This window comes from Kribbella sp. NPDC055071 (assembly GCF_053608045.1).
Genome location: NZ_JBSGUS010000001.1, coordinates 644,661 through 664,274, shown reverse-complemented (window position 1 = coordinate 664,274; position 19,614 = coordinate 644,661). Strand labels below are relative to the sequence as shown.

Genomic DNA, 19,614 nt, shown 5'->3' with positions numbered 1-19,614 from the left:
TTCCATTGAACCGCCCATAAACACTTTGATCCCAGGCTCACGTATGCCGACGAGCCAAAAGTCTAAAGCGCCGACGAAAGCTTTCGACTCCGCCCAGGTTCAGCGGGTCGACCGCTGGAGCGCAGTGGGCATATACGTCCTGTCGGCCTGCACGTCGACGCTGCGTGACAACGGCAGCCAAGTGTGACAATGGGCGGTATGCGTGCCACCGTCAAAGACGTCGCGAAGCTGGCTGGGGTGTCACCGAAGACGGTGTCCAACGTGATCAACGGCGTCGTGTTCGTCCGGCCCGAGACGCGGGCGCGGGTGGAGAGCGCGTTGGCCGAGCTCGACTACGTGCCGAACATGAGCGCCCGTGGGCTGCGCAACGGTCGGACCGGCATGATCGCGCTCGCGCTGCCCGACCTGCTGAGGCCGTACTCGGCGGAGATCGTCCACCTCGTCGTCGAGCTCGCCCACGAGCGCGGCTGGGGTGTGCAGATCGAGCAGACCGCCTCGGAACCGACGCGTGAGTTCGAGCTCCTGTCGAAGGCCCGCGCGTACCTGGTCGACGGCCTGATCCTGAACCCGGTGAACCTAGACGACAGCGCGGTGATGACGGCCGGACCGCTCCCGCCGCTCGTCCTGATCGGCGATGTCGACCAGGACATGGTCAGCCAGGTTGCCATCGACAACGTTGCGGCCGCTCGTGACCTGACCAAGCATCTCCTCGCCCGCGGTTGCCGCCGCATCGCCGCGGTCGGTACGCCGGAGATCCCGCGCGGCTCGAGCGGCACCGGCGTCCTGGCCGGTTCGGCCGAAGCTCCCGGTACGGCGGCCTCCCGGTTGCGGACCGCCGGATACCACCAGGCGTTGGCGGAGGCCGGCGTAGCGATCGATCCTTCGCTGGAGATCGGGCTGGACCGGTGGCGGCCGGAAGGCGCGGCGACCGTGGTGGGGAAGTACCTGACCGAGCACGAGTTGCCCGATGCGTTCTTCTGCTTCACCGACACCGTTGCCTCGGGGACATTGTCGGCGTTGTGGAGCGCCGGGGTAGCCGTACCGGAACAGACGCTCGTCGCCGGGTTCGACAACATCCTCGAGAGTCAGTTCATGATCCCGCCGCTGACCACGGTCGACTTCGACCGCCGCGCGTTCGTCGCGGCCGCGCTCGACCTGCTGGGTGAACGCATGACCGATCGCGCCACCGCCCCACGCCGAGTGATGATCCCGCACCGAATCATCGAGCGAGCCAGCACCACCCGCTGACCGCGTCCTCCGGATACGTTTCCAAAAAGACGCCCGAGGACCCTTGTCGTCCTGTTCTAACGATGTAATGATCGGGGCGCCCTGCGAAGGAGACCTTATGAGTCAGCAGATTTCTCGGCGGAGGTTGCTCGCCGGAGCGGCCGCGCTGGCCGGTGGCGGGATGGTGTTCGGCTGCGCGCCCGGTGCGTCGCGGTCGGCCGCCGACCTCAGTTACTGGCACCTGATGACCGGTGGAGACGGCATCGTGATGGCCGGCCTGGTGGACGCCGTCAACGCCGCGAACCTCGGGTTCCATGCCACCCAGACCGTGCTGGCCTGGGGTCCGCCGTACTACACGAAGCTCGCGATGGCCTCGGCCGGCGGCCGCGCGCCGGATGTGGCGATCATGCACGCATCCCGGATCGCCGGCTACGCGCCAGGCGGCCTGCTCGAGCCGTGGGATCTCGACCTGCTGGCGGAGGTCGGGCTGCACGAGAGCGACTTCCCGCCGCTGGTGTGGCAGAAGGGCCGCTACGACGGCAAGCTCTACTCGATCGCGCTCGACACGCACCCGTTCGTCCTCTACTACAACACCGAGCATGCGAACAAGGCCGGTGTGACGGACGCGCTGCACTCGATGAAGAGCACCGAGGAATTCACCGAGGTCGCGACCAAACTGCAGCAGGTCACCGGCAAGCACGGGCTTTCGTACGGGTACCTCGGCGACGGCTCACAGATGTGGCGGTTGTTCTACACGTTCTATCGCCAGACCGGTGCTGAGATGAAGCTCGTGCCGGGCCAGCCGGCCCAGGTCGACCACGACGCCGCGGTGAAGGCGCTGACCTTCATCCGGTCGTTGCTGAACGACACCATCGCGTCCAGCAGCGGTGACGGCGGTACGGCGACCAGCGAGTTCCTGCACGGTGAGAGCGGCATGTTCCTCGGTGGCGTGTGGGAACTGCCGGTACTGAAAGACGCGAAGATGCCGGTCGACGCACTGCCGATCCCGACTCTGTTCGGCACGGAGGCGGCGTACGCGGACTCGCACACGTTCGTGCTGCCGAGGCAGTCGAAGGTGTCACCGGAACGTCGCAAGCACGTGTACACAATGGTCGCCGAGATCTTGAAACGCTCGGTGAGCTGGGCCGGGGGCGGTCACATCCCGGCCTACCAGCCGGTGATCAAGAGCGCGGACTACCAGGCGCTCAAACCACAGTCGAACTACGCGAGCATTCCGGCGTACGTGAACTACGACCCGGACGCGTGGTTCAGCGGCGCGGGCAGTGACTTCCAGCGCTACTTCGGGGAGAACGTGCAGAACGTCTTCCTGGGTAGCGACGATCCGGGCGCGGGGTTCGACGGATTCGTCAAGCGGTTGAACGTGTTGCTCGACCGACCCCAACCAGTCTGATCAGCCGGTGTGAGGAGAGACGCTGATGACAACAATCACTGACACTCCGGCCACGGCCACCGAGGTTGCCGCCGAGGGTAAGGCGCGGGCCCGTCGTGGTGAGACGCTGACCGGGTGGGCGTTCGCGGCGCCGTTCGCCGTCCTGTTCGTGCTCTTCCTGGTGGTGCCCGCGCTGTACGGTCTCTACCTGAGTTTCACCGGGGAGACGTTGACCGGTGCGGGCAGCGGGGTGGTCGGTTTCGCCAACTACAGCGAGGCCTTGCAGGATCCGGACATGTGGAAATCGCTCGGGAACACGCTCTGGTTCACGGTTCTCAGCACGATCCCGCTCGTCGTTCTGTCCTTGGCCTTCGCGGTTCTGGTGAACCTCGGACTGCCCGGGCGATGGCTGTGGCGGCTCTCGTTCTTCCTGCCGTACCTGCTCGCGTCGACCGTCGTGGTGATGTTCTGGAGCTGGATGTACAACCCGAAGATCGGGCTGATCAACGGCGTACTCGCGGATCTCGGCATCGCACCCGTGGCCTGGCTGCAGGACCCGAACGTCGCGATGATCTCCGTGGTCATCACCACGTTGTGGTGGACGATCGGGTTCAACTTCCTGCTGTACCTGGCCGCGTTGCAGAACATCCCGGAGCAGCAGTTCGAGGCGGCAGCCATCGATGGCGCGGGCAAGTGGCGACAGTTGTTCTCTATCGTGATCCCGCAGCTGGCGCCGACGACCGCGCTGATCCTGACGCTGCAGGTGCTCGCGTCGCTCAAGGTCTTCGACCAGATCTACATGCTGACCAGCGGTGGGCCGGCCGGGTCGACGCGATCGATCGTCGAGTACATCTACGAGTCCGGCTTCACCGGCTACCGGTTCGGCTACTCGTCAGCCATTTCGTACCTGTTCTTCGCGATCATCGTGCTGGTGTCGCTCGCGCAGTTCAAGCTCATCAACCGCAGGAGTGCCGCATGAGCACGTACACCCTGAGCCGTGGGATCAACGCCCGCGTCAAACAAGGTCACAAACCTGGCGAAAACCCGTGGAGCGTGTCCAGAATGGCCGCGCTGCTGATCCTTGCGGTCCTGGCCGCAACCTGGCTGGTGCCGTTCGCGTGGGCCGTGGTGACGTCGCTCAAGAGCGAGGCGGACGCCGGCGCCTCGACGATCAGCCTGAACCCGCCCGACGGCTTCAGCTTCGACGCCTACCGCAAGGTGCTCACAGCTGGAGACATCCCTGCATGGGCGTGGAACAGTTTGCTCACTTCTGTCGCGATCACGCTCATCACGGTCGCCACCTCGGCGCTGGCCGGCTATGCGTTCTCGCGCGTCGACTTCCGCGGCAAACGGTGGCTGTACGCCGCGATCATCGCGGCCATCATCATCCCACCGCAGTTGCTGATCGTGCCGTTGTTCCGGCAGATGCTGGCCTTCAACCTGGTCGACACCTACTGGGGCATCATCCTGCCGCAGGCGTTCGCGCCCGCGATGGTCCTGATTCTCAAGCGTTTTTTCGATCAGATCCCGGTCGAACTGGAGGAGGCGGCTCGCGTCGACGGCGCGAACCGGCTCCGGGTGTTCTGGTCGATCGTGTTGCCGTTGTCGCGCCCGATCCTTGCCGCGGTAGCGATTTTCGTCTTCATCGGTGCCTGGAACAACTTCCTCTGGCCGTTCATCGTGACCACCGACGCGGACCTGATGACGTTGCCGGTCGGGTTGCAGACGGTCAAGAGCGCTTATGGGCTGCAGTACGCGCAGAACATGGCGTCCGCGATCTTGGCCGCACTGCCGCTGGTCGTTGTCTTCCTGTTCTTCCAGCGCCAGATCATCAGGGGAATTGCTACCACCGGCTTCGGTGGTCAGTAAAAACCCTTGCTGTGCAACAGCTGTGAATCATGGACAGTGGTTCCGGAACGCGGGATTCCTGTCACGATCCCTTGAAAACCTTGTCACTCTCAGCAAGGCTTCCCTGATCACTTCCGCGTCGTTTCCGGGTGCGGGAAGGACGGGGGAGTGTGTGGTGCGTCGTCCGGGCGCGCCACGCCTACCGTCACTCGGGGGTAGCAACAACGAGAGAAGGGGGAAGTGTGTCAGCGATGACAAAGCTCGCCGAGCAGTGCCGTGATGTGAGGAGTCACGGCAACGCGGGTCTCGGCCGAGCTTCGATCCAACCGGCGGTGTGTACCGGCATCCACGAGGTGAGCTCGTCGATTCCGTCGGTCCGGCCGCGACGCGTGGCGGTGCTCAGACTGAGCAACGGCATGACCACCACGCTGCGCCTCGGCGACGGTGCCACGGCACCCGAGCGAGGCGCCACCGTGTTCGTGCAGGGTGGCCGGGGCATGGGTGATCAACCCGCCTCAGGTGGGGTCATCCTCGCGTCGAGCGATCCGAAGCGAGCACGAATGAGTTGAGTCAAGTGACTCGCCGGTCTCAGGTGCCAACGCCCAGCTGAGGCCGGCAAGTCCCTGGACTTCAGTACAACGTTTGTCCTACCGGGGGTGTACCGCTACATCGGAGGAGTGAAGGCGCGGATCTCGATCGGGGAGAACCGCGCCTCGGGCAGTCGGGCCGCGATCTCGAGCGCCCGCTCCGGAGTGCAGTCGACCAGGTAGTAGCCGGCCAGCACTTCCTTCGCCTCGGTGAACGGGCCGTCGGTGACCGCCGGCACGCCGTCCCTCACCCTGAGGACCTGTGCGTTCTCGGTGGTCAGTCCGATGCCTTCGATGTATTCGCCGTTGGCCTTCAGTTCGTCGGACAACTTGGCGTGCTGTTCCATCACCTGGTCGATCCCCTCGGCGTGCAAGGCGTCCCAGGTCGCGGTGTTGCCGTAGATCAGGATCATGTATTTCATCGCCTGCCTCCATTCACCGGGAACGTCGGAACGCCGGACCCGATCTCGACCTCGAGCCCGATATCGAGCATCGCGTCCGGTATCGAGCATCGCGTCCGGCTCCGACACTAGCGGCAGGCAGGACTTGCCAGGTCGCACCGGCAGGCGCGCGGACCGTGGTGTAAATGGTCGTGGGTGGTGAATTTACTCTCCGGACGGAGGTCGCGCGGCGGATGTGACAGCGGTGTGGAGATCCTTTCGGAGGCGTTCCTCGACCGGGACCGACGGATCGGAGTACTGACCGGTCAGGCAGATCGGTCCGGAGTAGTCGAGTTGGTCGAGCGCGGCGAAGACGGCGGACCAATCGGAGAGGCCTTCGTCGGCCTGGACGAAGTACGACTTCCATGCGCCATCGTCGGTGCGGAGGTAGTGCGCGTTCTTCAGGTTGACGATGCCGAGTCGATCAGCGCCGAGCTGCAGCGTCACCGCGGGATCGTCGCCGGCCAATGCGTCATGTGCCGCGTCCCAGACCAGCTTGAACCGGTCTGGCAGTCCATCCAGCAGCTGCAGTACGCCGAGAGTCGACGCCACGAACCGCCCGTGATGCGGCTGTACCCCGACCTGCACGTCGTACCGCTCGGCCAGTACGGCGGCCGCCTCGAGCATCACCCGGTTGCGCTGGACGGAGGCGGCGTACCCGTCGGGTCCGAGCTCGGCCATGATCCGGATCATCGGCACACCGGCCTCCGCGCATGCGGCGAAGACGCGCTCGGACAGGTCGCTCGCAACACTGATCGGCTCGACGCCCTCGGACCGGAGCTGCGCGGTGAACTTCGGCAACTCGGACTCGGCCGTCGCCGGAGTCACGTACGCCGTATCGCGCACCGGGATCTCCGCACCGGCGAAGCCGATGCCGGCGACCAGCCGGCCGAGCTCATCGCCCGGCAACTCGATCCAGGGTTTCGTGAAGACGGACCAAAGAAGGGTCATGCTCAGCGGCCTCCCAGCCCACTCATGGTGATACCTCGGACGAACCAGCGTTGGGTCAGGAAGAACAAGACGATCAATGGAATGGTCGTGACGGTGGCTGCCATCAGCAGCAGGTTCCATTGGGTGCCGTTGGTGTCCTGGAACACCTGCAGCCCGACCGCCGCGGTCCGAGTGGCATCGCTGTTCGAGATCACCAGCGGCCAGAGCAGGTTGTTCCATTGACTGATGAATTTGAAGACGGCCAGCGTCGCGATCGCGGGGATCGCGAGCGGCACGATCACGCGGACGAACGCCTGCCAGCGGTTCGCGCCGTCGAGCCGGGCCGCTTCCTCGTAGTCGCGCGGGATGCCGAGGAAGAACTGACGCAGCAGGAACACTCCCAGCGCGGTAAAGGCGTGCGGCAGGATCATGCCCGGCCAGGTGTCGACGCCGTGCAGTTTCGCGACCAGCACGAACTGCGGGATCAGCGTGACCTGCGACGGGATCATCAGGGTGGCCAGGTAGATCCCGAACAGCCACGTCCGGCCGGGGAACTGCAGCCGGGCGAACGCGTACGCCGCCAACGCCGCCGTCACCGTTTCCAGCAGGGTGGTGCCGCCGGCGAAGTAGATCGTGTTGAGCAGGTACTTGCCGAGCGGGACGAGATCGAACGCGCGGGTGAGGTTCTCCGGATGCCAACTGCTCGGCCAGAACGTCGGTTTCGCGGCCATCGACTCCGCATCGGACTGGAATGCCACCAGAACCATCATCACGACCGGGATCAGCGTGACCGCGGTGACCAGGAAACACGCGAAGACGATCAGCTTGCGCTGCATCGGCTTGTCGGAGATCAGCGGGCGGGCTTCGGTTGTCCCGCTAGTTGTCCCTCTAGTTGTCCCTCTAGTTGTCATAGTGCACCAGCCTCCGCTGGAAGAGGAACTGGGTGACCGTGATGACGACGATGAACGCGAACAGCACCAGCGATTGGGCTGCGGCGTACCCCTGGTCGTAGTTCTCGAAGCCGGTCCGGTAGATGTACATGACCAAGGTGGTCGTGCTCGTGCCCGGTCCGCCGTTCGTCATGATCAGGGCCTGATCGAAGACCTGGAACGAGCCGATGATCGACGTCACGATCACGAAGAACAACGCGGGCGAAAGCATCGGCAGCGTGACGTTGCGGAAGCTCTGCCAGCTCGAGGTCCCGTCGACGCGGGCCGCTTCGTAGAGCTGTTGCGGGATCGCCTGCAGCCCGGCGAGGAACACGACCATGCCGAAGCCGAACCCCTTCCACACGCTCATCAGGATCAGCGCGGGCATCGCCCACGTGTCGGAGATCAGCCAGCTGGGGCCGTGGACGCCGACCACCCCGAGCACGGCGTTCACCAGGCCGTCGTGCGGGATGTAGAGCCAGATCCAGACGAACGCGACCGCCACCGTGATCGTTGCGTATGGCAACAACAAGAGCGATCGGAACGCCGCGATCCGTCGTACCCCCTGGTTGAGAAGTAACGCGAGCGCCAGGCTCACCACGATCGTGAGGGGGACGCTCACGAAGGTGAAGTACGCCGTGTTGCCGAGCGCGGCCCAGAACGTCGGGTCCGGACCGAGGCGGGCGAAGTTGCGCAGGCCGGCCCAGTGCGGGGAGCTGAAGAGATTCCAGTCCAGCAGCGAGATCACGCCGGCGGCGACCACCGGGCCGGCGGTGAAGATCAGGAACCCGATGAAGCTCGGCAGGATGAACAGCCAGGCGGTCAGCGTCTCGCGGCTGCGCCACCGCGGAGCCGGCTTCGAGATTGGTGCCGGCGGTGCGGTCGTGGGCGGCGCTGTGGCGGTATCGACTGCCATGGCGATCACCCTTTCCTGGCGGTGGCTTGGCGGATGTTGTCCTGGTGCTGCCGCATCAGTACGTCGAGACGCGGCGTCAGGCCGTTGATCGCGTCGGCCACGCTGACCTGTCCCAGGAACGAGCGAGGGAGGTCCTGGCCGAGGAGTTGCTTGACCTGGTTCCAGTTCGTGGTGACGTCGAAGGCGTGACCGCCGGCGAGCTTGCCGGCCAGGATCTGCTGGACGATCCCGAGGTTGTCCGGTGGCGGCTTGAACGCGCTACCGGCGCTCAGCCGGGCCGGATTGTTGCGGCCCGCCTTGGCGTAGATGTCGAGCGCGCCGGTGCTGGTGAGTGCCTTCAGCAGCTTCCAGGCGAGGTCGAGTTCGGCCCCGTCGCGGACTCCGGCGGGGATCGCGAAGCTGGACCCGGACACGCGCGGCGTGCTGCCGGCCGCACCGGCGGGGAACGGGACGATGTCCCAATCGAACGTGGCCTTGCGGACGTTGACCACCTGCCACGGCCCGTTCTGCATGAAGGCGACGTTGCCCTCCATGAAGTTGGCCAGGGAGCTCTCGGTGACCAGGTTCTTGATCGGTGGGGTGACCTTGTCCTTGACGAACAGGTCGATGACGTACTGCAGCGCCTGCATCGCCTCGGGTTCGTTGAGGATGCTGCGGGTGGCGGCGTCGTCCATGACGTTGCCGCCGGCGCAGTAGATCCACGAGACCAGGTCGTCGATCGCGGGTGCGCACGTGAAGCCGTACTGCTGGCCGGGCGTGGTGAGCTGGATCGCCAGCTCGCGGAAGGTTGCCCATGACATCGGTTCGGTCCGGGACGGGAACGCGATGCCCTGTTTCCGGAGGAGATCCTTGTTGTAGTACATGACCGTCGGCGCGACGTCGAAGCCGATCGCGTAGGTCTGGTGGTTGAACGTCGAGATGCGTTGGCTGGTTGGGTAGAAGTCGTCGAGCGTGAAATCGGGGTCGGCCGCGATCAGGTCGTCGAGCGGGCGATGCGCGCCACGGGCGGCGTACGTCGGAATCAACGTGCCGTTCAGCGCGGTCACCAGGCCGGCCGTACCGCTGACCAGTTGCAGGTCGAGCTTCGTCGGGTAGCCGTTCGACGGAGTCAGCGTCGCGACGGACTTGACCTTGAGCTGCTGCTCGACGTACTTGCCGAAATCGTCCCAGACCTTCTTCTCCGCGGCGCTGCTGGACCACATCGACCACGTCGCGGTGCCGGCCGGTGGACCTGACGAACACCCGGCGGCCGCAAGCCCGAGCCCGGCGAACCCGGTCAACTCGAGGAAGCGGCGGCGGGACACAGTAGTGGGCATCTTTCTCCTCACTGGTACAGCAGGTCGATCGACTCGGCGCGGATCCGCTCCTCGTCGACCTGGACGCCCAGTCCAGGGGCGGTCGGGACCGTCGCGACGGCCTTGGTGATGTTCAGCCCCTCGACGTACAGATCGGACAGCAGCTCCGGTCCGTTGAGCTCGGCGGGCAGGGCGAGCTCGAGCTGACTGAACACATGCAATGCGGCGGCGAAGGCGACACCACAATCGGTCAGACCGCTCGCGAGAATCTCTAGGCCTCCGGACAGCGCGGTCTGGGCGGTCTTCAGTGCGTTGCGTAGTCCACCGGATTTGCAGACCTTGACGACGACGAGATCGGCGGCGTCGAGGCGGATCGCGCGGGCGAGATCCTGGGCGGAGAAGCTGCCCTCGTCGATCGCGATCGGGAGATCGATGAGTCCCCGGAGTCGTTGCATCGCAAGGGTGTCGGTGCTCGGCACGGGCTGCTCGACACAGTGGATCGTGCGGATGTCCGCCGTACGATCGAGGAGCTGTTTCAGGGCGCTTGGGCGGTAGGACTGGTTGGCGTCCAGCCACAGCGGTTTGCCGCCGGCGACCTCGGCCACGGCTTCGATCGCCGCGGTGTCCGCGTCGAGGTCGCCGCCGATCTTGACCTTGTACGCCGTATAGTCCGACGACTGGACCGCGTGTTCGCGGACCGCGTCCCGGTCGCCGACGCCGATCGCCGAGCAGAGCGGGATCTCGTCGTTCACCTTGCCACCGAGCAGAGCGTGCACCGGTACGCCGGCGAGCTTGCCGGCGGCGTCGTGCATGGCGACATCGACGGCGGCGCGGGCGAACGGGAAGCCGTTCGACACCGCCGGGCTGAGGCGTTTGGCGGCGCGCTGATGGAAGAGCTCGACGTCGAACGGCGTGAGCTCGAGCAGGATCGGAGTGAGGTGGCGCCGGATGATCACGGCCATCGTCTCGGCGGTCTCGTAGCTCCAGCTCGGCAGCGCTCGCTGCTCACCCCAACCGACTACTCCGTCCTCGGTGGTGAGCTTCACGAACACGACGGCGTTCGCCTGGTCCGGCGCGTCCCCGGGCGATCCGACCGAGCCGCTGCCGATCACGAACCGCCGCGCGAACGGCACCGCGACGGCGAAAACCTCGACCTGTCTGATGCGAGACATCGGTTGTCCTCTCAGGCCGCGATCGACCAGGTGGCCGGGTCGACGAAGCTCGGTCCGCGGAGGCCGTCGTCGAGCCACGTGAGTGCGTCGGCGACGACGTAACCCGCCAGCGCCAGGTGACCCTCGACGGTGTCGCCGGCTATGTGGGGGCTCAGCAGGAGGTTGGGCGCCTGCAGGACGGTCGCGTCGAACGACGGCGGCTCGGGATCGTAGACGTCGAGCGCGGCGTACAGACGTCCGTCGAGCACGTGATCGAGGAGCGCCGACTGGTCGACGGCCGGACCGCGGGACGAGTTCACGACGACCGCGCCGTCCGGGACGCGTTCGATCAGCTCGCGCGTGATCATGCCTTTCGTCTCGGGGACGTTCGGCACGTGGATCGTCACGAACGCGCTCTCGACGGTCTCTTGGAGTTCAGCGGTCCGGACTCCGAGTTCTGCCGCCCGCTCGGCGGTCAGATAGGGGTCGTAGACGACGAGGTCGCAGTGGAACGGCGCAAGCAAGGTGATGAGAGCGCGGGCGGTGCTGCTCGCACCAACGATCCCGACCTTCGCTCCGGCCAGCTCGTGACCGCGGAAGTCGGTCTGCTTCCATTCGCCCTGCCGAATCGCGCCATCGAACCGCGGCAGCCGCCGGGCCAGGGTGAGCATCGCGGCCAGGCAATACTCACCGACCGACCAGGCGATCCGGGTCCCGGCGGAGAACACGGTGACGCCTTGATCGAGGATGCTCGGGTCGATCAGGTTCTTGACCGATCCGGCCGCATGGGCCACGACCTTCGGACCGGTCCCTGCCGACCACAGCTCCTTGCCGAGGTTCGGCGTACCCCAGCTGGTCAGGAGGACGTCCGCCCCCGCGGCCAACTCGGGAACGGCGGCCGGGTCGAGCGCGGGCGGTTTGCCAGGTTGGGCCGGCCCGGCGGAGTGCTTGGCCTCTGCCCAGACGACCTCGAAACGGTCCTCGAGGAGCCGGCGACTGTCGGCGTCGACGACATCTGCGGCGCGTTCGGGCGAGAACAAGGCGGCAAGCTTGGGCACCGTGGGAGCTCCTTCGGTCGGTGGTTGTCTCGACCGTAGGCCGTTTGCGTTATGCAGGTCCAAGCCCGATTTCGCATGAACCGATACCGTGCCGGTATGGACATGTCGCTGCAGCAACTCCGCGGATTCGTCGCCGTCGCCGAGGAACTCCACTACGGCCGCGCGGCCCAGCGACTGAATCTGACCCAGCCGCCACTCACCCGCCAGATCCAGGGTTTGGAGCGCACGCTCAATGTCCGGCTGTTCGACCGCACCGGCCGCGGGGTCCGGCTGACCGCGGCCGGCGACGTCTTCCTCGAACACGCCCGGCGTGTGCTCGCCCTGCTCGAGGTCGCTCCCGAGGCGACCCGACGGGCCGCGGACGGACAGACCGGGACCTTGCGGATCGCGTTCACCGCGATCGGGGCGTACGCCGTACTCGCGGACTTCCTCACCATGGTCGGGAAGCGGACGCCGGCCGTGACCGCGGAGCTCACCGAACTGGTCAGCCCGGCGCAGTTCGAGGCGCTGGCGAACCTGGAGATCGATCTCGGCATCGTCCGGCCGCCGATCCCCGAGCAGTTCGAGTCGGTCCTCGTGCACTCCGAGGACCTGGTTCTCGCCGTGCCCGCCGAGCATCCGCTGGCCACCGGCGACACCCCGGTCACGTTGGCCGACGCCACCGAGGACTACATCGGCTACAGCCCGGAGGGTTCGCAGTACCTGCACGACATCTGCGCCGCCATGATCGGAATGGATCGGTACGCCGTCAGTCAGCTGGCTTCACAGGTGCCGACGATGCTGGCGCTGGTGCGGGCCGGTCTGGGGTGCGCGCTGATTCCGCGCTCGATCAAGGCGATGGGCGTCGAGGGTGTCCGCTACCGTGAGCTGGACGCGGCCGACGCGCACTCGGTCACGTTGCACGCGTGCTGGAGTCCGGACAGCCCGAACCCGGCATTGCAACGTCTGGCCGAGTCGCTGCGGCAGAACCCGCATCTGGATGCCTGATCGGGTCGTTCCTTGGGTGGCTGCCCGCCCGGCGCTTGACCTAGAGCGGACTCTAACTCATACAGTCGAAGTCATGACTGAACAGCACAAGATCGGCTCGGGGTTCGGGCACGACAGCACGGCGGACGAGGTCCTGGCCGGCATCGATCTGACCGGCAAGCTGGCCATCGTGACCGGTGGATATTCGGGGCTCGGCCTGGAGACGACGAAGGCACTCGCCAAGGCCGGCGCGCACGTCGTCGTACCGGCTCGGCGGCCGGACGCAGCCCGGGAGGCGCTGGCCGGCGTCGACGGAGTCGAGATCGACGAGCTGGACCTGGGCGACCTGGAGAATGTGCAGGCGTTCGCGGACCGCTTCCTCGCGTCGGGCCGTTCGGTCGACATCGTGATCGACAACGCCGCGATCATGGCATCGCCGGAGACGCGGATCGGGCCGGGCTGGGAGGCGCAGTTCGCGACGAACCACCTGGGGCACTTCGCTCTGGTGAACCGGCTGTGGCCGGCCATCGCGGCCGACGGCGGCGGCCGGGTCATCTCGCTGTCGTCGACCGGGCACCGTCGTTCGGACATCCGCTGGGACGACCTGGAGTTCCGGCTGGGGTACGAGAAGTGGCAGGCGTACGGGCAGGCGAAGACGGCGAACGTGTTGTTCGCCGTTCAGCTCGATGCCTTGGGCAAGGATTCCGGCGTGCGCGCGTTCGCGGTGCATCCGGGCGGCATCCTGACGCCATTGCAGCGGCACCTGAGCCGCGAGGAGATGGTCGGCTTCGGGTGGATCGACGAGGACGGCAACCCGCTGAACCCGGGCTTCAAGTCGCCGGAGCAGGGTGCCGCGACCTCCGTCTGGGCAGCAACCTCGCCGCAACTCGACGGCCAGGGTGGCGTGTTCTGCGAGGACTGCGACATCTCCGAGGTCTCGACCGACGACAACCCGGGCGTCCGGCCGTACGCGATCGACCCGGCGTCGGCGGCCCGGCTGTGGACGGTCTCGGCGCAGCTCACCGGGGTGAACGCCTTCGCGTAAGGTGGCCTCGATGTCGGGGACCGCTTCTTCTGTTGAGCTCGGCAGGATCGTCGAGCGGTTGCGCGCGTCCGGGTGCGTCTTCGCCGAAGAAGAGGCCGCACTGATCGTGGAGACGGCCCGGGACGCCGCCGAGATCGCGGCGATGGTCGACCAGCGGGCCTCTGGGCTGCCGCTCGAACACGTCCTCGGCTGGGCGTCGTTCTGCGGGTTGCGGATCGGCGTCGATCCGGGTGTGTTCATTCCGCGTCGCCGGACCGAGTTCCTCGTGGCGGAGGCGTTGGCGGTGACTGCGCCGGGCGCCGTCGTACTGGATCTGGCGTGTGGGTCGGGAGCCTTGGGTGCGGCGGTCGCGGCCAGCCGGCAGGTGACCTTGTACGCCGCCGACGTCGAGCCGGCAGCGGTTCGGTGTGCACGGCGGAATCTGCTGCCGTGGAAGGGATCCGTGTACGAAGGCGATCTGTACTCTGCCCTGCCGGATCGGTTGCGCGGGCAGATCGACGTACTGCTGTCGAACGTGCCTTATGTGCCGACGGACGAGATCCGGTTGCTGCCGCCGGAGGCTCGCCTGTACGAGCCCCACGTCACGCTCGACGGTGGACCGGATGGTCTGGCGGTCTTTCGCCGGGTGGCGGCCGAGGCGTCGGAGTGGCTCGCTTCTGGCGGACATCTCTTCGTGGAGGTGAGCTCGGATCAGGCCGCTCCAGCTGCCGCCGTACTGCGGGAGCACGGCCTGTCCGCTCGGATCACCTCCGATGACGAGCTCGGTGCGACTGTTGTCCGAGGCACCTGCCCGTAGAGGCAAATGCGTTGGCGGTGGGACCGGCTGCGCGAGGACGATGGAATGGTTATGGACAAACACATTGCCTTTCTTGCCATCCCGGCCGCCGGCCACCTCAATCCGACCCTTCCGCTGGTTGCGGAGCTGGTCCGGCGCGGCCACCGGGTCACGTACGCGACCGGACCCGCGTTCCGGACTGCCATCGAGGCGACCGGCGCGGAGTTCATCGAGCTGGACTGGCGCCCTGCGCCGCTGAACGTGTCGCCCGGCGGGCAGACCAGCGGTGAGCTGGGGGAGATGCTCACCGGATATGTTCGGTCCGCGCGCCGGATCATGCCGGCGGTCGAGGAGTGGCTCAGCACCGATCGGCCGGATCTGTTCTGCTACGACATGCTCACCTTCGTCGGACCGATGATGGCGCACAAGCTCGGACTGCATGAGGCGGCCACGGTGGCGAACCTGGCGACCAACGAGCATTTCGACCTGACTCCTTCGCTGGTTCCGGCGGACTTCGATCCGGCGCATCCGCGGTTTCAGGAGTTCCTGGCCGAGCGTGCGGCGTTCGCTGCGGAGTTCGGGGTACCGGTGGAGACCGTGGCCGCGGCCGGTGCTGTTGCTCCGCTGAATCTGGTGTTCATCCCGCAGGAGTTCCAGATCGCGGGGGAGACGTTCGACGACCGGTTCCACTTCGTCGGGCCGGCGATCGGGGAGCGGATCGCGACGTCGGAGTGGACGCCGCAGGCGGACGGGAGGCTGCTCTTCGTCTCGCTGGGGACGGCGGTCAACGATCGGCCGGACTTCTTCGCGGCCTGCGTCAAAGCCTTCGGCGGGACCGATTGGCAGGTCGCGATGGCGATCGGTGCCCTGGTCGACCCGGCGGAGCTGGGCGAGGTGCCGGCGAACTTCGACGTACGGCCGTATTTCCCGCAGCCCGAGGTGCTCGCGCATGCGGACGTGTTCCTCACCCATGCCGGGATGAACTCGGTGATGGAGTCACTGCTGTTTCAGGTGCCGACGGCAACCTTTCCGCAGACGCCCGAGCAACACGCGAACGCGCGCCGCGTCGCCGAGCTGGGCCTCGGGCAGTCGCTGCCGGACCTCGCTCCGGAGACGCTTCGAAGCGTGATCGACCACGTCGCTGCGGACGAATCGGTCCGCGCCAACCTCGCCGCGATGGCCGGCCACCTCCGCGACGCGGGTGGGCCGACCGCAGCCGCCGACGCGGTCGAGGCGTATCTCTGACGAATTGTTACGGTTTGTTGCGGTTCTGCTACTTCGTGTCACATGAGCGTCGTGACTCACTAGCCTGCAATCGTGAATGCGAGTCGAACCAGCTCGGCCGGGCCGAGAGTGGCTGCCGTTGCCCTGATCCTTGCGGGGATCCAGTACCTGGTCCTCGAGGCCGTGACGGCGTCGGCGTGGAAGAACCCGCCGTACAGCTATTTCCACAACAACATCAGCGACCTGGGCGTGCCGTCCTGCGGTGGCGAGGTCGGCGGCCGGGTCATCTGCTCGCCGCATCACACGCTCATGAACACCGGCTTCATCCTGCAGGGTGTGCTGGTCGTGGTCGCGGCGTTGCTGCTGTTCCGGCTCCTGCCGGGTCGGCTGCAGTGGGTCTTTCTCGGGCTGGGGATCGTGCACGGCATCGGCTTCACGCTGGTGGCACTGATGCACGGGTCGCCGGAAGCGGGCATGAACGGCGGGATGGCCTGGCACATCGGCGGCGCGGCGCTGCTGATCCTGTCCGGGAACATCGCGCTGATCGTGGTCGGGCGGTATCTCCTCCGTGGTTCGCGCGGGCTCGGGCTGACCGGGATCGTGCTCGGCGCGCTCGGGTTGCTGTCCCTGATCGTGATGGGCGCGACGAGCGGGACGGACTTCTCCTCGACGTTCGAGCGAGGCTCGGTCTACTCGTTCATCCTGGCCGAACTCATCGCCGGGGTCGCGTTGCTGACCCGGTGGCACCCGGCCCAGTCGGCAGCCACCTCCACGACCTCGGCGCCCGCGACCGCCTCCTGAAGTTCGAGCTCTTGGGGTCAGACCCGTCGTTGCACGTGCAGGAGGTAGTCGCGGCGGTTCAGCGGGTCTTGGTCCGTCCTTGGGCGTTCGGGGATCGGGCCGGTGACTGGTTGATAGCGCTCGAACGCGGACTCGAGCACGCCTTCGCCGCGGGTGAGGGCAGGCAGTCGCTGCTCGAGTTCGTAGACGGCGGCCGCGGGGATTTGTCCTTCCAGGGTTGAGGTTTCCGCGGCCAGGGCGGGGACTTCCGGGATCGCGCGGAGGCGGGCGAGGGCCGCGAGTACGGCGCAGGTCGTGTCGGTCGGGATCTCGAGCCGGAAGTGATGCAGCGGCTCGTGCACCGTCGTACCGGCTTGCTGGATCGCGGCCAGCAGGACCAGCGGCGTGAGGTTGCGGAAGTCGCCCGCTGTGCTCGACATGCTCTTGTCGAAGACGGCGTGCGCGTGACTCTGTCGCGCCGAGTAGCCCGAGTGCGTCAGCACGACCCGCGCGTCGGGGATCTCCCAGCCGTGGAGAGCTTGCGCGAGCGTGGTTCGGACAGTTTCCTCGACTGCCTTGATGAACGCGTACGGCATTGAGCCGAGCTCGACCTCCAGGTCGAAGGTGACGCCGGCGTTGACCGGCGCCGCCTCGACCCGCAGGCCGACGGTGGCGAGGAACGGGTTGGGGTCCTTCTTGTTGAACTCCACGGACGCGCCGATGCCGTCGAGGCGCTCGATGCAGATCGTGGTCGACTCACGGAAGTCGACGTCGATCCCGTACTCGGTGGCCAGCGTGGTCTGGATGACCTCCTTCTGGACCTCGCCGTACAGCGAGACCGAGATCTCTTGCCGCAGATCGTCCTGGCGGAGGTTGATCAATGGGTCTTGCTCAGCCAATTGGGTCAGCGCGACGCGGAGGTTTCCTTTGTCGGACGCCTTTCGTGGCATCACAACCGTCTCCAGCGTGGGCGGGGAGAAGACGGCTGTCGCCTCTTGTTGCTCGTGGTCTTCGGTGTGGAGTCGATCGCCGATCTGGACGGCTGCGAGGCCCCAGACCTGGGCGATCTGCCCGGCTTGCACTTCGGTGGTCTCGCCGTTGCCGAAGACGCGGAGTGCGGTGACTTTCGCCGCTGCGTTGTCACCGAAGTGCAGTCGGTCGCGGACTCTCGCCGTACCTGTGACGACGCGGACGTAGGCGATCTTCTCACCGGCCGGCCCGCGTTCGACCTTGAAGACCTGTGCGTCGAAGGGGCCGTCGCTGGTGTCGGCCTGGGGGAGTAGGTCGCGGATGCCATCGGTGAGCGCATCCGTGCCGGCTCCAGTGATGGCGGAGCCGAAGTAGACCGGGTGGACGAGTGCCTGCCGGGTTTGGTTCGCGAGTGCGGTGTGGAGTTGTTTGTGCGACAGCGTCTCGCCGTCGACGAACCTGCGGACGAGTTCGTCGTCGTGTTCGGCGAGTACGTCGAGGCCGTTGCGCTCGGTGGTGGTGAAGCTGGCGTCCGCCGTACCGAGCCTGATCGCTTCGCCCATCGGCACGATCGCGGGCGTGAGTTTGTCCGCGATCGACTTGAGAACGGCGCCGTACCGCGCACCGGAGCGGTCGATCTTGTTGACGAAGATCAGGGTCGGGATCTCGAGACGCTGCAGGGTGCGCATCAGCACTCGCGTCTGCGCCTGGACGCCTTCGACAGCGGAGATGACCAGCACCGCGCCGTCGAGCACACTGAGCGCCCGCTCCACCTCGGCGATGAAGTCCGGATGGCCGGGAGTATCAATCAGGTTGACCGTGAGGTCGCCGATCGTGAACGACACCACGGCGGACTTGATCGTGATCCCGCGCTGCCGCTCCAGCGCGAGTGAATCGGTCTGGGTGTTGCCGTCGTCGACGCTGCCGACTTCGTCGATGACTCCGGCCGCGTACAGCAGCCGCTCGGTCAGGCTCGTCTTACCGGCGTCTACATGCGCCAGAATTCCTAAGTTCAGTACTTTCACGCAGCTTCATGTCCCTTGAACAGGCGGCATTTCCTTCCACGACGGACACAAAGCGAGCTCGCATGACAACTCCTAACTAGACACCTGTGACGTACGCCGCCCAGTACACCAACCCGCGTACGCCCCCACAAACCATTTAGCTGCCCGCTACACCGATCGCTAGGCTGATCCGATGCCGCCCCTCGACCCCGCTCAGCTCGCAGCTTCGGCGATCGGCCCCGTCACCCGAGTCGAGCCGGTCAACGGGTTCGTGGGCAATCAGAACTTCCGGTTGGTGACGTCGACCGGCGTCTACTACTTGAAGGCGGGCGGCGATGTCGTGGCCGAGGTCAGCGCCTGCGCGCTGGCGCGGTCTGTCGACGTACCGGTCCCTGACGTCGTAGCTTTCGACCTGACGTCTCCTGCGTATCTGATCACCGCCGAAGTCCAGCCGATCGAGACCCTGGACCGGCTCGACGGCATCCTCCCGACCGAACTGGCCGAGCGAATCCTCGCGGTTGTCCCGTCGTTCATCGAACGCGTCACGCCGGTCCTGCTCCACGGCGACCTGCATCCCCGCCATGTGTTTGCCCTCAGCAACAAACTCACCGGAATCATCGACTGGGGCGACGCCCACTACGGCGACCCGCTCTACGACCTTGCCCGCTTCTCCATGGCTCGCCCAGCCGCCAATACGGCCTTACGTGCCGGCTACGGCCCCATCGACACCTCAGACCAAACCCTCTCCCTCTACCGAGTCATCTGGTCTCTGAAAGCCCTACAAGCCGAACAAGTAGCCGGCGGCGACTGGTTCCACCCGCACATCGACACAATTCGACAAGAGCTAACCAGATGATCTTGAAGAACAAGAGAGACGATATGGAGCGCTGATTACTGGTCGGGGTCGGTGCGTGGGTGCCGGTCGCGGGTTGTCTCGTAATCGCGATGTCCTCGATGGGGCGCTCGTATCAAAGGGGAGCTCGTATCGGAGGGGCGCTCGTATCGGAGGGGCGGTCGCGCGAATGCTCCGGCAATGGCATGCCAGGGCCTGAGCATCCAGGTCGTAGCCGCCATCGTGGG

General features: G+C 66.3%; 19 protein-coding genes. 11 read left to right on the top strand and 8 right to left on the bottom strand.

Annotated features, from left to right (window positions below; translation table 11 throughout):
- The first annotated feature begins 198 nt into the window (after positions 1-198).
- From ACWF4Z_RS03185 to ACWF4Z_RS03165, 5 genes are all read left to right on the top strand, one after another.
- Positions 199-1,248, top strand: coding sequence for a LacI family DNA-binding transcriptional regulator (locus tag ACWF4Z_RS03185; RefSeq protein ID WP_452241268.1), 1,050 nt, complete (start codon positions 199-201; stop codon positions 1,246-1,248).
- 97 nt (positions 1,249-1,345) lie between these two features.
- Positions 1,346-2,638, top strand: coding sequence for an extracellular solute-binding protein (locus ACWF4Z_RS03180; RefSeq protein WP_452241267.1), 1,293 nt, complete (start codon positions 1,346-1,348; stop codon positions 2,636-2,638).
- A gap of 25 nt (positions 2,639-2,663) precedes the next feature.
- Positions 2,664-3,596, top strand: coding sequence for a carbohydrate ABC transporter permease (locus ACWF4Z_RS03175; protein WP_452241266.1), 933 nt, complete (start codon positions 2,664-2,666; stop codon positions 3,594-3,596).
- Positions 3,593-4,486 (top strand): carbohydrate ABC transporter permease, encoded by an 894-nt coding sequence (locus ACWF4Z_RS03170; RefSeq protein ID WP_452241265.1) that lies wholly within the window; start codon positions 3,593-3,595, stop codon positions 4,484-4,486. Before ACWF4Z_RS03175 ends, ACWF4Z_RS03170 begins: the two co-directional genes overlap by 4 nt.
- A 221-nt stretch (positions 4,487-4,707) precedes the next feature.
- Positions 4,708-5,034: a hypothetical protein gene (locus ACWF4Z_RS03165; protein ID WP_452241264.1), complete on the top strand. Its 327-nt coding sequence runs from the start codon at positions 4,708-4,710 to the stop codon at positions 5,032-5,034.
- Positions 5,035-5,129: 95 nt separating this feature from the next.
- Here ACWF4Z_RS03165 and ACWF4Z_RS03160 read toward each other — a convergent pair whose 3' ends face one another.
- The 7 genes from ACWF4Z_RS03160 to ACWF4Z_RS03130 form a co-directional block, all read right to left on the bottom strand.
- Positions 5,130-5,474 (bottom strand): YciI family protein, encoded by a 345-nt coding sequence (locus ACWF4Z_RS03160; protein ID WP_452241263.1) that lies wholly within the window; start codon positions 5,472-5,474, stop codon positions 5,130-5,132.
- Positions 5,475-5,657: 183 nt separating this feature from the next.
- Positions 5,658-6,443, bottom strand: coding sequence for a sugar phosphate isomerase/epimerase family protein (locus ACWF4Z_RS03155; protein ID WP_452241262.1), 786 nt, complete (start codon positions 6,441-6,443; stop codon positions 5,658-5,660).
- Positions 6,444-6,445: 2 nt separating this feature from the next.
- Entirely contained in the window at positions 6,446-7,333 is an 888-nt protein-coding gene (locus tag ACWF4Z_RS03150; protein ID WP_452241261.1) for a carbohydrate ABC transporter permease, read from the bottom strand.
- Positions 7,323-8,267: a carbohydrate ABC transporter permease gene (locus tag ACWF4Z_RS03145; RefSeq protein ID WP_452241260.1), complete on the bottom strand. Its 945-nt coding sequence runs from the start codon at positions 8,265-8,267 to the stop codon at positions 7,323-7,325. The genes ACWF4Z_RS03150 and ACWF4Z_RS03145 overlap by 11 nt, the downstream gene beginning before the upstream one ends.
- A gap of 5 nt (positions 8,268-8,272) precedes the next feature.
- Complete coding sequence (locus ACWF4Z_RS03140; RefSeq protein ID WP_452241259.1) at positions 8,273-9,583, bottom strand: ABC transporter substrate-binding protein; 1,311 nt, start codon at positions 9,581-9,583, stop codon at positions 8,273-8,275.
- A gap of 8 nt (positions 9,584-9,591) precedes the next feature.
- Positions 9,592-10,734, bottom strand: a complete 1,143-nt coding sequence (locus ACWF4Z_RS03135) for a mandelate racemase/muconate lactonizing enzyme family protein (RefSeq protein ID WP_452241258.1) — start codon at positions 10,732-10,734, stop codon at positions 9,592-9,594.
- Between the two features lie 11 nt (positions 10,735-10,745).
- On the bottom strand, positions 10,746-11,771 hold the full coding sequence (locus tag ACWF4Z_RS03130; RefSeq protein WP_452241257.1) for a hydroxyacid dehydrogenase: 1,026 nt from the start codon (positions 11,769-11,771) through the stop codon (positions 10,746-10,748).
- A gap of 96 nt (positions 11,772-11,867) precedes the next feature.
- On the opposite strand from ACWF4Z_RS03130, the gene ACWF4Z_RS03125 reads away from it, so the two are divergent.
- The 5 genes from ACWF4Z_RS03125 to ACWF4Z_RS03105 all read left to right on the top strand — a co-directional run bounded on the left by ACWF4Z_RS03125 (position 11,868) and on the right by ACWF4Z_RS03105 (position 16,582).
- Positions 11,868-12,758, top strand: a complete 891-nt coding sequence (locus ACWF4Z_RS03125) for a LysR family transcriptional regulator (RefSeq protein ID WP_452241256.1) — start codon at positions 11,868-11,870, stop codon at positions 12,756-12,758.
- A 73-nt stretch (positions 12,759-12,831) separates the two neighbouring features.
- Complete coding sequence (locus ACWF4Z_RS03120) at positions 12,832-13,782, top strand: SDR family NAD(P)-dependent oxidoreductase (protein ID WP_452241255.1); 951 nt, start codon at positions 12,832-12,834, stop codon at positions 13,780-13,782.
- A 10-nt stretch (positions 13,783-13,792) separates the two neighbouring features.
- The gene (locus ACWF4Z_RS03115; RefSeq protein ID WP_452241254.1) at positions 13,793-14,578 is read left to right on the top strand and encodes a putative protein N(5)-glutamine methyltransferase; all 786 of its coding nucleotides are present in this window, start codon (positions 13,793-13,795) and stop codon (positions 14,576-14,578) included.
- A gap of 51 nt (positions 14,579-14,629) precedes the next feature.
- Positions 14,630-15,802: a macrolide family glycosyltransferase gene (locus ACWF4Z_RS03110; RefSeq protein WP_452241253.1), complete on the top strand. Its 1,173-nt coding sequence runs from the start codon at positions 14,630-14,632 to the stop codon at positions 15,800-15,802.
- Between the two features lie 72 nt (positions 15,803-15,874).
- Positions 15,875-16,582: a DUF998 domain-containing protein gene (locus ACWF4Z_RS03105; RefSeq protein ID WP_452241252.1), complete on the top strand. Its 708-nt coding sequence runs from the start codon at positions 15,875-15,877 to the stop codon at positions 16,580-16,582.
- Positions 16,583-16,599: 17 nt separating this feature from the next.
- Here ACWF4Z_RS03105 and ACWF4Z_RS03100 read toward each other — a convergent pair whose 3' ends face one another.
- Positions 16,600-18,555, bottom strand: a complete 1,956-nt coding sequence (locus ACWF4Z_RS03100; protein WP_452241251.1) for a GTP-binding protein — start codon at positions 18,553-18,555, stop codon at positions 16,600-16,602.
- Between the two features lie 172 nt (positions 18,556-18,727).
- Here ACWF4Z_RS03100 and ACWF4Z_RS03095 point away from each other — a divergent pair, with 172 nt between their 5' ends.
- A complete protein-coding gene (locus tag ACWF4Z_RS03095; protein ID WP_452241250.1) occupies positions 18,728-19,390 on the top strand; it encodes a phosphotransferase in 663 nt (220 codons plus the stop codon).
- Positions 19,391-19,614: the final 224 nt, after the last annotated feature.